The sequence below is a fragment of the Thioalkalivibrio sp. ALgr1 genome (assembly GCF_000378285.1).
Taxonomy (GTDB): domain Bacteria; phylum Pseudomonadota; class Gammaproteobacteria; order Ectothiorhodospirales; family Ectothiorhodospiraceae; genus Thioalkalivibrio.
This window is the reverse complement of the sequence record NZ_KB905132.1, coordinates 288,571-302,883: the sequence shown is the minus strand read 5'-3', so window position 1 is coordinate 302,883 and position 14,313 is coordinate 288,571. Positions and strand designations below refer to the sequence as shown.

The following is a 14,313-nucleotide window of genomic DNA, read 5'->3' as shown; positions in this document are numbered from 1 at the left end:
CTGAACAGCACCGCGCTCTGTCACGCCCGAGCCGCTTTCCACGTCTCGCCCCGAATCAGTCCACCCGCAAGCCTTTAAGGTCGGCCCCTCCGTCTCCCCCAATGTTGGCCCGGTCACCCGATATAAGTATCTGACCAGAAGCCGAATATTGTTCGACCAGGCGGGCGGGGCACTCTGGCGCTCGACGCGACGCACACTACCATGATAAAAGCATGGTTAAGCAGTAACGGTTTCCCAGCGACAGGAGAACGCCGCGACAATATACACAATCTGTATATCACCAATCTCGCAGATTCTGTCTAATCTACTGTTAGCCTTGTGAAATGAAGAAACTTCACTTCGACATCCTTAATAACGCGAGCGACTCCTTGCGCCATGCAGTGCATTTGCTCGCCTGGGAGGATGCCACACCGTCGAACCGGTACAAGCAGGCTATTTTGAGCATATTCCATTGCTCAGAACTTCTGTTAAAGGAACGCCTTCGACAGGTGAATCCAGCGTTGATCTGGGAAAATGTTGACAAGTATCCGTCTCTTGCCGCGCGAACCGTCACGGTAGATAAGGCCATTTCTCGCCTGATCGCAATTGGCGGCGTGCTTATAGCGGAAGCAGATAAAGAAACTCTATTGGCCTGCCGCAATCTTCGAAATGCAATACAGCATTTTGAGTTTGAATTTCATGAAAAAGAAGCGAAGGCCCTGATTGGAAGGGTCCTATCGTTTGTGTTCGCGTTTGCGTCGAAAGAGTTGGAGGCCGATCTAGAAGAGCAGTTTAAGGACGACGATACTTGGACCCTCTTGGTGGAGCAGTTATACGAGTTCGCTGAACAATACGGGCCCCGGATATCCGAACTGATGGTGGAAGTTGGTGGCCCAGTAGGTAGCTGCACGCGATGTGGTCAAGACACGGTCGATCTGATTTTTGAACGGTGCCGGTTATGTGGTTGCGAATACGAGCGGGACGAAGATTTCTCCGATTGAGAGTCGCCTAACAAACTGGTGAACCCGCCGCCGGAAAAGCATGCGGCGCTTCGCCGAGGCGTTCCCGGCGGCGCGGGTTGCCGACAGCGTTGGGCGGGCATAGTACCGCGCATCCTAGGAAATCAACGACCTCACTGAACGCGTTGCCCTCAATCAGGCACTTGGTAAATCCAGAAGCACGAGTTATGCATCGTGGTCGAAAAAAGGACACAACCCTTTGAGCGACGATAACGACGACCCATCGACTAAACCGCTTATCCGGGAGAGACTGCTTGAAGCCCACCGGTCAGGAAGCCTGATGGGGGCGATCGAGGAAGCTTGCCGGACTGCTGCAATTGGGGGAGAGCACGTCGCCCACGAGCTCGCGACGCTGCACAACGACGGGATGATCGACATCGTCGAGGCATTTTCGGCACTCAGGAAGAGCGAGGCCGGATTCATCTTCTTCGGCGTACGGGCCGTCTTCGAGCGCGCACTGCCAGAAATCGAAAGTGAAGTCCTGTCCGTTGTTCGGTGTGTGCGCCACTTGGTGCATGAGGCCGGCCAGGATTTTGCTGCAGGAACCACCATTGGCTATTTCACAACGTTTCTCGCGAAAGCCCCTCTCAGACCGAAGCAGGCCCTAAATTATATTAAGCTTGAGCCGGAGCTCGCCGACCTGCTACCGGCAACACTAATCGCAGGGTGCAAGCTCGATATGCCGGGTTACCTTGAAGAGACACTGCAGCTTACGAAAGCTGAGAATATCGGTATTCGCAGACAGGCGGTTTTTGCTCTTGGCAGTATTGAATGGTCGGACGATATTAAACCTTCGGAGGCTGTTTATGTAGCTCTTGAAGCGGCCCTTATTTCCGATAGCGGTGATAATATGTTCGCCACCATAGCACGTACCGCGGCGAGTCTTATTAAGCATGATGCATCGCAGGTGAACCGACTCATAGAGCTGGTCGATAGTGCTGTCGAGAAGGGCGGAGATCAAACGATACATGCAGCCGCGTCGCTTCTGGCTTTCGGGGATAAAAGAATGCCGGAAGCACTGACTGAGAAGCTCCTAAACCAGATCAATCGCGTGAATCCGAATAACATGGGCACGATCAATGCGATTGACCACGCGATGCACCGGTTGATCAGGCTCGGAAAAGTGGATGCCGCCATCCATACCCTTGAGCCTCTAATAACGGAGAAAGAGCTGGAGCCCGCGGTATTTACTTCTGTCCTGAATGAGATACAGCGTGATGCCACGCTACTGAACAAAGCCGCCACGAGATGGCTGTTAAATGGCAACGCCTCACTTTGCCGCACAGCCGCCTTTCTCGTCGGCGGCGGACGCGGCGCAAACGTTACTGCTGAGGTCGACCCGTCAGAGATAGAGATGACAGATGGTAGGGAGGTCGTCTTCCTCGCCAGAAAGGTCTGCGCCTACTTCTTCATGAATCCCGTGAGCGCCGCCAGCATGCTGCTGTCCCTCCTGCAACAGGCGCAGGATAATCAGACGCGCACACAGATAGGCAAGTTAATTCTCAACCCTCTGCTGATCAACTACCCCGGTAAAGCCCGAACATTCATCAACGAACGAAGGGGGTCATGCTCTGCGGTTGCACAGGAAGTGCTGCGGCAGATCAACGTGGCGCTTGATGAGTACTTCGAAGCGCTAAGGTCTATCGACGAGATTCCCGAGCTCTACCCTTCGGAGATGCAGCGCGAGGCCTATCACCGATATCATAGCCGCGAGATGGCAGAGTCATTTAAAGAGGCGGAGGAAAAGTCTGTCTTGTCTAGCCTGCTCACCAAACAGACGCTCCTTTACGGAAGAACGTCAGTCACCTATGTCCGCGATGACCAAGGGAACGCGCATCGTCAGGAAATACCGCTTCAGGAGCATTCCGTAGAGTTTGAGCTCCCCAGAATGGCACATCTCGATCCGCTCGGTCTTGAGCATCAGCTCGTGGTATTTCGGGCAGAAAGGCGGCAAGAATGAAACTAATCATCAAGGAGTATCTCGCCTCCCTGCGAGAGCGCGAAGAGTTGGATGCTGTTCTTCCTGACCTGTTAAGCCAGATGGGTATGAACGTCTTTTCGCGGCCGGGAAGAGGGACGCGGCAGGACGGTGTTGACGTCGCCGCCGTCGGATCGATCGATGGTGAGGAAGAGACCGTCTATTTGTTCTCCATCAAGCCGGGCGACCTCCGACGTGCTGATTGGAATAGCGCCTCACCCCAGTCTCTGAGGCCTTCTCTGGACGAGATTCAAGACGCCTATATCCGTAACAGGCTTCCTAAACAGCACCGTGAGAAGAAGATAAAAATCTGCATTTGCATCGGCGGCGATATTCGTGAAGAAGTGCGGCCGGATATCGAGGGATACAAAGACAGACACAGTAATGAGCAGATTTTCTTCGAGGAGTGGAACGGCGACAGGATCGCCTCCTTGATCGAGTCCTATTTCTTGCAGGAAGAGCTACTCCCTGAGGCGGTCAGATCGCGCCTACGCAAGGCTCTCGCCCTCATCGATCAAGCGGACGCCTCTTACAAGCACTTCTCGAGCCTCGTTGACTTAATTCTGAGCGATGAGATAGTGAAGGCGGATCAAAAGATTCGGGCGACCAGACAGCTGAGCATCTGCCTCTGGATATTGTTCGCATGGGCGCGCGAACAAGGAAACCTGGAATCCACTTACCGGGCAGCCGAACTCTTGTTGCTCCGCCTTTGGCATCTTGTTCGCGGATACGCGGAAAAAAGGAACAATACGGCAAAATCCATCCAGTCCGTTTACACGGCTGTCTTTAATACTTATCTGAGCGTTGGTAACGAATTCTTAGCGAAGAGCGTGCTTCAGCACGCGTCAAAGATCCATGGGCTTTCGAGTGCAGTAAATGGCTCAACAACCGTCGACATAAATCTTAAGCTGTTCGATCTAGTCGGAAGAACAGCCCTGTATGGGCTATGGATTCGTTGGCATGCCCTCAACTTTCCCGAGGGTTCCGAGCATCAGAAGGCTCTCTTAGACACGTTCAGCACATATGCTGGCACGCTCAAGGAGCTCGTGAACAACAATCCGATCCTTCTCCTTCCGATCAACGACGATCAGTGTATCGATGTCGCGCTAGGCGTTTTGGTGTTGATCATGAATGACGATAAGGAGAGCATTGGGGGATGGCTATCGCAGATAATAGACCGCGCCGTCTTCGCGTACAGATTTAATAAGCCGTACCCTTGCAACATCAGGGCTTACCATGAACTGCTGGAGCATCCACAGCCCGGTGAGACGTATCGAGAGAATGCGACCGCCGGAAGCATCCTCTATCCATTCATTTCGATACTCGCAGCAATGTTGGACGAGCAAGAGCTCTACGCGGAGGTTGAGGCGTTCAAACGGGAGGAACTTCAGCATTGCAACTTCCAGTACTGGTATCCAAACGATACGAGCGAACACCACATATACGTCAACGACGAAATGCACGGAGCAAATCTGTCTCGAATAGACGTAGAGTCGGCAACCGAAGATCTCCTTGAACAGGTCTTCGGCGAATGCGAGAAAATGCGAGAGTTTTGGGAGCTCTCAGCGGTGAAATATGGTTTCTGGCCGGTTGTCTTGACGGCGTGCCGACTTTACCGTCTTCCTGTGCCTCTCCATCTGTTCCGGGAATTTTGGGCGCCATCTAAAGATGAAGGTGCCAAGTCGGCTCCTGACGCATAGCTTATGGTGGGACCACGGGGGTCAGCTTGGGGACCACGGGGGTCTACCTTTGGATTTCGCAGGCCGGCGAAGGGTGTTGAGGTGTTCTAGACTCGAGACGGCGGGGGAGGTGTGGCTTGTGGGGTCCGCACTCCGCTTGGAGGTGCTCGGTTCTGAAATGCCGCCTTCGCCGCCCCTGCATCATCCGGAGGGTCCCACGTGGATGGTGCCCACTCTTCTGGAGTGATGGCTGAAAGGTAGACGAGACGCCGGATGAGTTTTGGCGTCGGATCTTGCCTGGTGGTCACCGCTATGGATACCCCTCTTCTTGTAGCCGTGGATGTCGGCAGTCGTTTCCACCAAGTGGAGATCACGGGGTCGGACGACCAGGACCACGGGGGTCAGACCTTGCCTTTTGCCCTTCGGTGTCCCTCCGCGAAACAATCGACCATGCCGTTGATGAAATACGCCATAGCCCCGTCCCCATCGCGACCGGGGTCACCGTTGACCGCCTCACGGGTGGGGTCTAGCGTCAGAGAGAAGGGGCAGGAAACGGCCCGGCGAAATCCGTCGCAACCTCGCGGAATCGCGAAGGAGGCACACCATGCGCAGCGTAGACAACATGCCGGTGCTCGACTGGCAGGACGGCAAGAACGCCATGCGAGCGAAGTTCCAGGTGATGCACGAGGAGCCGGTGGTCCTGAAGATGCCGGCCGGCATGGACTGGTCGGTAAACGAGGGCGAGTTCGGCTGCACACTGGACGACAGTGGCATGCCGCGCGATTGTGAAGGCGGAAGCCTGCTGCATCGTCTGGCGGAGCTCAATGACATGCCGGGACTGGAAGATGTAGCGAAGGCCTGCGCCTACTCCAGCTCGCGCGTGGATATCGACGCCGCGGGCTCCCGCATCGTCGTGCACGACTGATCGGGGCTGGGCCGCCGGTCCGTCCGGCGGTGACCGTGCAACCTGGAGCGGTGGGCGATGTCGGTGATCCACCACGAGATGGAGATCGACGCCGCTCCGGAAGCGGTGTTCGAGCTGATGGCCCGGGTGGAGGCGTTCGCCGCCTGCAGCGAGGCCATCGAGTCGATCACTCGCGTCGGGCCCGAGCGCTACCGCTGGCGTGTCCGGGTGGCCGGGGTGCCACTGACGTTCGACGTGGAGGTGCTGGTCGCGGTCCCGCCGCGTCTGCTCGGTTGGCGCGCGCTGGCCGGGTTGTCCTGCGAGGGCTGTTACCGGCTGACACCGAGCGCGCGCGGTACGCATCTGCAACTGGCCGTGTGCTGCGGCGACGAGAATCCCCTGACCGATGGCCTGCTCGGCCTGGCTGCCCACCCGCTGCTGGATGCGCTGGGGGCAGAGGTGGTGCGCAACGCCTGGCCGCGCCTACACGGGGCGTGATGCCTACGCCTGCGCGTGAAACTCGCGGTATTCGTCGAGGAAGGCGAGGCGGGTGGTGTCGGTGACGCGATCGACGAACAGGGTACCGTCGAGGTGGTCGATCTCGTGCTGGAACACGGTGGCGAGGAAGCCCTCGGGTTCCAGGTGGCGGGGCGTGCCGTCGGGCTCGTGGTAATCCACGGCGATGTGGCGCGGCCGGGCGACCTGCCCGCGCAGCCCGGGTACGGACAGGCAGCCTTCCCAGTAGCGTTGCGGGGTTGGGTCCAGCACGGTGACGACGGGGTTCACGAGGGCCAGGCGGCCGGTCGGTACGGCACCGGGGTAGCGGGTATTGCCCGGCTGGATCTCGATCACGGCGACGCGTTGCGGAACGCCAATCTGGGCAGCAGCCAGGCCGAGGCCTTCGCTGGCGTGCATGGTGTCGACGAGGTCGTCCACCAGGGCGTGCAGCCCGGGGCTGTCAAAATCGGATTCGGGTACCGGGTCGCAGACGCGACGCAGATCAGGGTGTCCCATGCGCAGAATACGGCGAACGCTCATGGGAAGGATGGTGCCACAGGAGAGATAATGGTGGCCGGGGACGGAATCGAACCGCCGACACGGGGATTTTCAATCCCCTGCTCTACCGACTGAGCTACCCGGCCATTTCTCGGAGGGATTCGCCCTTCGGGCGAAGGGCGGTATTAAAGCGGTCCGTGGCGGCTACGTCAAGCAATCGCCGCCGAACCGCCAGGAATCAGGACTGGTTCGGGTCTACGAAGCCTTCCGGCTTTTCCGAGCCATCGCCGAACAGGAACTTCTCCATTTCCTCTTCCAGGAACTTGCGCGCCTTGGGGTCGACCGGGGTCAGGCGGTATTCGTTGATCAGCATGGTCTGGTGGCCGAGCCAGGCCTGCCAGGCCTCCTTGGACACGTTCAGGTAGATCTTCTTGCCCATCTCGCCGGGGTAGGGCGGAAAATCGAGCCCATCGGCCTCTTTGCCGAGTTTCACGCAGTTAACGGTTCGTGCCATTGCCGGAATCCTTGTGTTCGTGCAGATAACGCTGGATGGGAGCCGGGATGCCGACCGCCCGTGATGTGCCGGGTTTATACCAAATCGCCCTGTCGCCTTCCATGATCCCACACGCGTTCGGCGGGAGCCGGTAGCAGTGGATGCGCAGATCGAGGTGGTAGTGACTGAAGGTGTGGCGCAACCCGTTGGTGTCTTGTGCCTCGGCCTGCGGCCACTGGCTGCGCACCCACTCGTCGAGTTCGGGCGCCTCGGCCGCTTCGGGGAGGCTGTACAGCCCGCCCCAGATGCCCTGTGCCGCGCGTTGTACCAGCAGGCTGCCCTGGACGGTTTGCAGGTGGGCGGCGTGGCGGATGCGCGTGGGCAGGTTCTTGCGTGGGCGCGGCGCGGGCAGCTCTCCGGTCCGGTCTTGCGCCAGGGCCTGGCAGTCGCCGGCTACGGGGCACTGCGGGCAGTCCGGGCGCGTGCGCGTACACAGCAGGGCGCCCAGGTCCATGATCGCCTGGGTGTAGTCAGCGCAGCGGGTGGTCGGGGTGCGTGCCTCCGCCTCGGCCCACAGTTCGCGCTGGACGCTCGGGCTGCCGGGCCAGCCTTCGACGGCCGCGTGGCGGGCGAGGACGCGCTTGGCGTTACCGTCCAGGATAGGTTCCGGCCGGTCGTGGGCCTGGGCGATGATCGCGGCCGCCGTGGAGCGGCCGATGCCGGGGAGCTGTTCCAGGGCCTCGCGCGTATCCGGAAAGTCTCCGCCATGCTCGCTCACGATGTGCTGTGCGGCGCGATGCAGGTTGCGGGCGCGGGCGTAGTAGCCGAGGCCGGACCACAGATGCAGGACCGTGTCCTGGTCGGCGGCCGCGAGGGATTCGACGTTGGGGAAGTGTTCCATGAAGCGCAGGAAGTACGGGGTCACCGTCTCCACGCGCGTCTGTTGCAGCATGATCTCGGAGACCCAGACGCGATAGGGCGTGCGAGGGTGCTGCCAGGGGAGGTCGCTGCGGCCGTGCCGGGCGAACCAGGCAAGCAGCCGTTCGGCAAAGGGTGTCATTGCGGGGGTGTCGAAATGAAGCGGCCGGCCTCGAAGGCCGGCCGCTTGAATGCCGAGTTCGCCGGCACGATTACCGCAGGCGCTCGCGCAGGCCGCGTTCCAGCTCGCGTCGAAGATCGCGTTCGCCGGACTCTTCCGTCTCGCCTTCGGCGTCGTCACTGCGATCGCCGTCGAGGCGCTGCATCAGGCGATCGCGCAGGCGGTCTTCTTCTTCGCCCAGGCGGTCGCGGACATCGTCCTCGAAGCGCTCGCGCAGGATGTCTTCCAGGTCGAGGCGAAAGCTGGGGTCGCCAAACGTACCCGAGATACGGATCGGCAGGCGGATGCCGCTCAGGTCTTCCAGGGAGCGTCCGCCCTGGCCCTCGAGGGTGCCCACGATGGTGGTGTTGACGAGGTAGTCGAGGGTGTCATCGGTAAGATCGGCGCTGCCCTCGCCACGCACGCGCAGGAGCGGGGAGTTGGCCACCAGGTCGTCGTTGTGCACGACGCCATCGCGAATGTCGAAGGTGCCGGTCAGGTCGCTGAAGTCGGTCTGGTTGGGTTCGTCTTCTTCCAGCCGTTCACCGCGCAGGCGCGCCTCCGCTCGGCGGATCACCTGGGCGACGTTGATGCCACGAACGGCACCGTCGGAGAACTGCATGGAGCCGGAGCCGTTCAGTGCGCTGCGCAGCGCGTTGACGGTGTTTCCGCGAGTGGCGATATCGAGTTCCAGATCGCCGATGCCCATGAGCCGCGCGTCATCGCCCTGCATGTCTTCCAGCAGGGCGCCGATGTCCAGGTCGGCCAGGTCGGCCGCGAGTTCGTAGCGCGGGGTGTCTTCGCGTACGTCGACGCGCACGCGGCTGGTCAGCTGGCCTTCGTAGGCTTGCGCTTCCAGCGGGTCGATGCGCCAGTCGCCTTCGTTGGCGCGGATCTCCAGCTGGATGTTGCGCATCACCATACCCAGAGCGTCCAGGCGCTCCAGCGCCATCTCGCCGCGTACGTCGATCCCGCGCAGCAGCTCCACCGGAAGCTCGATGGCGATGTCGTCATCGTCGTCGCGTTCGCCATTCGAGGGGCCGCCCTCGGTGCGGGCCTGTTCCACTTCGGGTGGCAGGTAGCGATCGAGGTTCAGCTCGTTGCCGCTCAGGTCGAAGTCGAACAGCGGACGCTCGCCACTGGTGTCCCACCGGGCGTTGCCGGTCAGCCGCGTATCGTCGATGGTCACCAGGAACGGGCTCAGCTCCAGTGACGTCAGGCTGCCGCGGGCCGAGAGGTCCAGCGCTACACGCTTGAGGGCGTCCGGGTCATTGGTTTTGGGCGGTTCGAGACCGATATCTTCCATCAGGTCCGGGACCGAGAAGGTGTTGCTGCGCAGTTCGCTGCGCACGGCCAGCTCTTCGCCGGCGCCCAGCCCGGTCAGCTCGGTGAAGCCCGTCAGGCGCACATCACCCACGCCAACGGTTACGCGCTCAAAGCGCATCTTGGTCTCGTCAGCGATTTCCAGCGCGACGTCGGTTTCCAGCGAGACGCCGATCGGGCGCGGCAGTCCGGCGCCTTCTACGCCAAAGTTCGCGTTCAGGCGGCGGATGGAATAGCGATTGCTCAAGAGGTCCAGATTCATCAGGCCCTCCAGGTTCATCGCGAATTCGACCGGCTCGTCCAGGTCACCGCCCTCGGCGTTGACCACGGCCTCCATCTCCAGTGGTGTTTCCACCCCGGGGCGGAAGCGACCGACCTCGAGGCGGAAGGGATCCAGCGTGGCCTGCAGTCCGGTCATGCGGTCGTCCCAGTGCACCCGGGTGTTGGTCAGGGTTACACCGGCGATGCCGATGCGCTCCATGGCCAGACGCGATTCGGTGGCGGTGCGTTCCTCGCCGTTGTCGCCGGTGACGGCCTCGTCGCGGGCATCCTCGGCACGTTCGGTCAGGTCGTCCCAATTGGTGCGCCCGTCTTCGTCGCGCGCCAGGTTCAGGCGCACGCCATCCCCCTCGATGTGCCGCACGTCCAGCTCGCGCCGAAGCAGCGGCATCACCGCCACGGAGACATCGACGACATCCAGCTCGGCGAACGGGTCGTCGCCAAAGCCCTCGGCATTGCCGAAGCGAACCTCTTCCAGGCGCAGGCCGAGGTTGGGGAAGAAGGTCAGGCCGATCGGGCCTTCCAGGGTCAGTTCGCGACCGGTGGCATCGCGGACTTCAGCCTCGATGCGCTCCTTGTAGTCGTTGGCGTCGAAGGTCGCGACCAGGTAAACGGCGACAATCACGGCCAGCAGCAACAGGATCGCGATCAGGGCCAGCAGGCGCTTGATCCATTTCATCGGGGTTCTCCTTGCGTCGTGTCCGCACGCCAGGTGCCGCTGCGGCCGCCACGCTTCTCCAGCAGGCGCACGCCATCGATCACCATGCCGCGGTCCACGGCCTTGCACATGTCATACACCGTCAGCAGCGCGGTGGAGACCGCAGTCAGGGCCTCCATCTCCACGCCCGTCCTGGCGTGGACCTCGCAGGTCGCCTGCACACGGACGGCGGTACTCTCGATATCCAGTTCCAGGGCCACCCGCGTCAGACCGATGGGGTGGCACAGCGGGATCAGGTCACCGGTACGCTTCGCTCCCATGATACCCGCGACACGAGCGATCCCGAGAACGTCCCCCTTGGCATGGCGGCCTTCGCGGATACGCTGCAGGGTCTCCGGCTGCATGTGGATGCGGCCTTCGGCAATCGCCACCCGGTGGGTGATCGACTTGTCGCCGACATCGACCATGTGCGCATGGCCTTCGGCATCGAAGTGAGTGAAATCGTTCATCGTCGCTATAATGCTTGACTTGAACCCGTGATGACAGGGGCCCGCATGACCGTAACTGTTCACTACTTTGCACGCCTGCGCGAGGAAATGGGGCGCGCCGACGAGCAGGCCGAGCTGCCCACCGAATCGATCTCGGTGGGGGATCTCTGGCGGCATCTGCATGGCGATGCCCCGCCGGAACGCCTGATGGTGGCGGTCAACCAGGAACAGGCTGCACTGGATACGGTTGTGCGCGATGGTGACGAGGTCGCCTATTTCCCGCCGGTGACCGGGGGCTGAGGTGGCCGTCGAGCTCTACAGCGAAGACTTCGACCCCTGGGCGCTGGTGGCCCGTGCCGAGCGGGACATCCCGGCCGAGGCGCGCGGGGCGGCCAGCGTGTTTGTCGGGCGCATGCGTGACTTCAACGAAGACGACACTGTGACCGGGCTGTTCCTGGAGCACTATCCCGGCATGACCGAGCGCGAACTGGAGCGCATCGTCGCCGAGGCCGAGTCGCGCTGGCCGCTGCTGGGCTGTCTGGTCGCGCATCGTGTAGGGGACGTGCGGCCGGGCGATGCCCTGGTGCTGGTGGCCACCTGGTCCGCGCACCGGATCGCCGCGCGCGATGCCTGCTCCGACATCCTGGAGCGCCTCAAGCACGAGGCCCCGTTCTGGAAGCGCGAACGCCTCGCCGACGGCAGCGACCGCTGGGTCGAGAAAAACACCCCCGGCTTCTGATCCTTCCCGGCTCGAGGTGCAGTCTGCCAGGCCCGGTCATCCCGGCCGCAGCGAAGCGGAGAGCCGCGATCTCCTGCACAAGGCTGATATCAGGCCCCGAGACCCCGGATAACCGCTGCGCGCTTTCCGGGATGACGACATTGGGGGCGGCGCGCTGGAAGAGCCCTTGTGGGAGCCTGCCTGCAGGCGAAGCCCCTGCCAAAGCTGCGCTTTAGCGCAACGTCAGATAGAGCGTCTGATTGCCGCGGCGAAGCTGCAGCTCCAGTGCCTGGTGCGGCGATAGCTGGCGCGGCAGATCGGACAGGTGCTCGACGCGCTGGCGGTTGACCGCCAGCAGCACGTCGCCGGGGCGAATCCCCGCTCGGGCGCCCGGGGTGCCCGCCTCCACGTCGATGATGACGACACGGCTGCGACTGGCACCGGGCGGTGTGTGTTCCGCCAGGCGCACGCCCTCCAGCCGTGGATGGATCGCAGCGCCCTCGGCCTGGCGGATCTCGGGGCGTTCCAGGCGCGTGGTCAGGGTGCGCTCGCGCCCGTCGCGCAGGACCAGCATCTCCACCTCGCTCCCCACCCGCAGAAGACCCAGGCGGTTGCGCAGGTCCGCGGCATTGCGCACGGCTTTTCCGTCGATGGTCAGCACCACGTCGCCGGCCTCGATCCCGGCACGGCTCGCGGCGGAGTCCGGTTGTACGTCGGTAATGACCGCGCCCTGGGTAACGTCGAGATCGAAGGCCTGCGCCAGCGCCGGCGTCAGGTCCTGGATGCCGACGCCCAGTGCGCCGCGCTCGACGCGGCCCTCGGCGACCAGCAGATCCTGGATCTGGCGCGCCATGTTGGTCGGGATCGCGAACCCGATGCCGATGTTGCCGCCGCCGCGCGCCAGGATGGCGGTGTTGATGCCGACCAGTTCCCCGCGCAGGTTCACCAGCGCCCCGCCCGAGTTGCCCGGGTTGATGGAGGCATCGGTCTGGATGAAGTCCTCGAACCCGGAGCCGCCGAGTCCGCTGCGCCCCAGCGCGGAGACGATGCCGCTGGTCACCGTCTGGCCGAGGCCGAACGGGTTGCCGATCGCGACGACAAAGTCGCCGACGCGCAGGGCATCGGAATCCGCCAGTGGGATCGCGCGCAGGTTTTCCGCGTCGATGCGGATCACGGCGACGTCGGTTGCCGGGTCGGTACCAACCACCTCCGCCTCGTACTGGCGCCCGTCGTACAGGGTCACCAGGATCTCGTCCGCGCGCGCGATCACATGGCTGTTGGTCAGGATGGTGCCTTCGGCCGCATCCACGATCACGCCCGAGCCGAGCCCCTGACGCTCGCGTTCGCGCTGGCGCTCGGGCAGGTCGAAGAAACGGCGGAAGAACGGGTCGTCGAGCAGCGGATTGACGGATTCCACCACGCGGGCGCGGGTGGCGATATTGACGACCCCGGGGATGGTGCGTTCCAGCATCGGGGCCAGAGAGGGCAGGGGCTGGCCGTCGACCTCGGCGGGGAGTTGTGCCAGGGCCGGGCCGGCCCAGGCGAGGGTCGACAGCAGAATCAGGAAAGAGACCAGCCGACGCATGCGCGCTCCTTGTGTCCGTGCACTACGTGTCCGTGAACTACGGTGTCAGCCCTGCGCGCGGGGCAAACGAGGACTGTTCCGCCATCTTGCGGTACCAGTCGCCGGCCTCGTCCTCGGGCGGGGCCTGGATCATCAGCTTCAGGTACAGGTCGCCGGGCGGTTTGCCCGGCAGGCCCTTGCCCTTCAGACGCATCTGCTTGCCGGACTGCGAACCCGCCGGGATCTTCAGGTTGACCCAGCCGTGCGGTGTGGGGACCTCGATGGTGGCGCCCAGTGCGGCCTCCCAGGGGGTGATCGGGATGTCGCGGGAGAGGTTGCGGCCCTCGACGCGGTAGCGGCTGTCGGGCTTGATGCGAATCTCGAGCAGCAGATCGCCAGAGCCGCCGGTGCCCACGCCCGGGTCGCCCTGGCCGCGCACGCGCAGGCGCGAGCCGTCCTTGGCCCCGGCCGGGATACGCACGCGCTGCACGCGCCCGTCGGCATCGTTGACGGAGATCTCCGTGCCCTTAAGGGCCTGATCGAGCGTGATCTCGACCTTACCCTCGCGGTCGGCACCACGCATGTTGAAGCCGCCCGCACCGCGGCGACGGCCCGCGCCGCCCATCCCGGCACCGCCGAAGATGGACTCGAAGAAGTCGGAAAAGCCGCCGAAATCGGCTCCGCCTCCGGCGCCCGCGCCACGGTGCTGGGCCCAGCCGTCCCATCCAGGCGGCGGACGAAAGTCCTGCCCCTGGCGCCAGTTGGAGCCGAGCTGGTCGTAGGCCTTGCGCTTTTCCGGGTCGCCCAGGGCCTCGTAGGCCTCGTTGACCTCCTTGATTCGGGTCTCGGCATCCGGGGCCTTGCTGACGTCCGGGTGATACTTGCGCGCCAGCTTGCGGTACGCCTTCTTGATGGCGTCCTGGCTGGCGTCGCGGCTGACGCCGAGGATCTTGTAGTAGTCCTTGTATTCCATTGCACTCCCAGAGTTGCCTCTGTCCGATCCCCGGGGGACACCCGGATCCCTTGGTGGTTGTCGGCCCGTACCCGATCTTTCCCATGATAGCCGGGATTCGGCTGTCACCCGTGCATCGGCTTCATGAAACGGGTGGCGATGATCCTGTTGCCGCCATCAAAAAACGAGGCGCCGCCCGCTTGCG

At 62.6% G+C, this 14,313-nt stretch carries 14 protein-coding genes and 1 tRNA gene; 7 read left to right on the top strand and 8 right to left on the bottom strand.

The window, feature by feature from the left end:
• Nucleotides 1–323 precede the first annotated feature (323 nt).
• From F466_RS0101515 to F466_RS0101495, 5 genes are all read left to right on the top strand, one after another.
• Nucleotides 324–980: a hypothetical protein gene (locus F466_RS0101515; RefSeq protein ID WP_018993288.1), complete on the top strand. Its 657-nt coding sequence runs from the start codon at nt 324–326 to the stop codon at nt 978–980.
• A 298-nt stretch (nt 981–1,278) separates the two neighbouring features.
• Entirely contained in the window at nt 1,279–2,958 is a 1,680-nt protein-coding gene (locus F466_RS0101510; RefSeq protein ID WP_018993287.1) for a hypothetical protein, read from the top strand.
• Nucleotides 2,955–4,676, top strand: coding sequence for a hypothetical protein (locus tag F466_RS0101505; RefSeq protein ID WP_018993286.1), 1,722 nt, complete (start codon nt 2,955–2,957; stop codon nt 4,674–4,676). Before F466_RS0101510 ends, F466_RS0101505 begins: the two co-directional genes overlap by 4 nt.
• A gap of 583 nt (nt 4,677–5,259) precedes the next feature.
• Nucleotides 5,260–5,580, top strand: coding sequence for a hypothetical protein (locus F466_RS0101500; protein WP_018993285.1), 321 nt, complete (start codon nt 5,260–5,262; stop codon nt 5,578–5,580).
• A gap of 57 nt (nt 5,581–5,637) precedes the next feature.
• Entirely contained in the window at nt 5,638–6,057 is a 420-nt protein-coding gene (locus F466_RS0101495) for an SRPBCC family protein (protein ID WP_018993284.1), read from the top strand.
• Nucleotides 6,058–6,060: 3 nt separating this feature from the next.
• Here the strand turns inward: F466_RS0101495 and def are convergent, their stop codons facing one another.
• The 6 genes from def to moaC form a co-directional block, all read right to left on the bottom strand.
• Entirely contained in the window at nt 6,061–6,597 is a 537-nt protein-coding gene (def, locus tag F466_RS0101490) for a peptide deformylase (protein WP_018993283.1), read from the bottom strand.
• A 28-nt stretch (nt 6,598–6,625) separates the two neighbouring features.
• Nucleotides 6,626–6,701: transfer RNA gene (locus F466_RS0101485), tRNA-Phe, on the bottom strand.
• A gap of 92 nt (nt 6,702–6,793) precedes the next feature.
• Nucleotides 6,794–7,069 carry an oxidative damage protection protein gene (locus F466_RS0101480; RefSeq protein WP_012983847.1) on the bottom strand — a complete coding sequence of 92 codons (276 nt, stop codon included), beginning with the start codon at nt 7,067–7,069 and terminating at the stop codon, nt 6,794–6,796.
• Nucleotides 7,053–8,108 carry an A/G-specific adenine glycosylase gene (gene mutY, locus F466_RS0101475; protein ID WP_018993282.1) on the bottom strand — a complete coding sequence of 352 codons (1,056 nt, stop codon included), beginning with the start codon at nt 8,106–8,108 and terminating at the stop codon, nt 7,053–7,055. The genes F466_RS0101480 and mutY overlap by 17 nt, the downstream gene beginning before the upstream one ends.
• Nucleotides 8,109–8,178: 70 nt before the next feature.
• Entirely contained in the window at nt 8,179–10,407 is a 2,229-nt protein-coding gene (locus tag F466_RS0101470) for an AsmA family protein (protein ID WP_018993281.1), read from the bottom strand.
• Nucleotides 10,404–10,895, bottom strand: coding sequence for a cyclic pyranopterin monophosphate synthase MoaC (gene moaC / locus F466_RS0101465; protein WP_018139471.1), 492 nt, complete (start codon nt 10,893–10,895; stop codon nt 10,404–10,406). Before moaC ends, F466_RS0101470 begins: the two co-directional genes overlap by 4 nt.
• Before the next feature lie 45 nt (nt 10,896–10,940).
• Between moaC and moaD the strand changes: the two genes are divergently transcribed.
• A complete protein-coding gene (gene moaD, locus F466_RS0101460) occupies nt 10,941–11,174 on the top strand; it encodes a molybdopterin converting factor subunit 1 (protein ID WP_018139470.1) in 234 nt (77 codons plus the stop codon).
• A 1-nt stretch (nt 11,175) separates the two neighbouring features.
• On the top strand, nt 11,176–11,613 hold the full coding sequence (locus F466_RS0101455; protein ID WP_012983842.1) for a molybdenum cofactor biosynthesis protein MoaE: 438 nt from the start codon (nt 11,176–11,178) through the stop codon (nt 11,611–11,613).
• Between the two features lie 211 nt (nt 11,614–11,824).
• On the opposite strand, the gene F466_RS0101450 is transcribed toward F466_RS0101455, so the two are convergent.
• Together F466_RS0101450 and F466_RS0101445 are read right to left on the bottom strand one after the other, a co-directional pair.
• Nucleotides 11,825–13,177: a DegQ family serine endoprotease gene (locus F466_RS0101450; protein ID WP_018993280.1), complete on the bottom strand. Its 1,353-nt coding sequence runs from the start codon at nt 13,175–13,177 to the stop codon at nt 11,825–11,827.
• Nucleotides 13,178–13,214: 37 nt separating this feature from the next.
• A complete protein-coding gene (locus F466_RS0101445; protein WP_012983840.1) occupies nt 13,215–14,129 on the bottom strand; it encodes a DnaJ C-terminal domain-containing protein in 915 nt (304 codons plus the stop codon).
• Nucleotides 14,130–14,313: the final 184 nt, after the last annotated feature.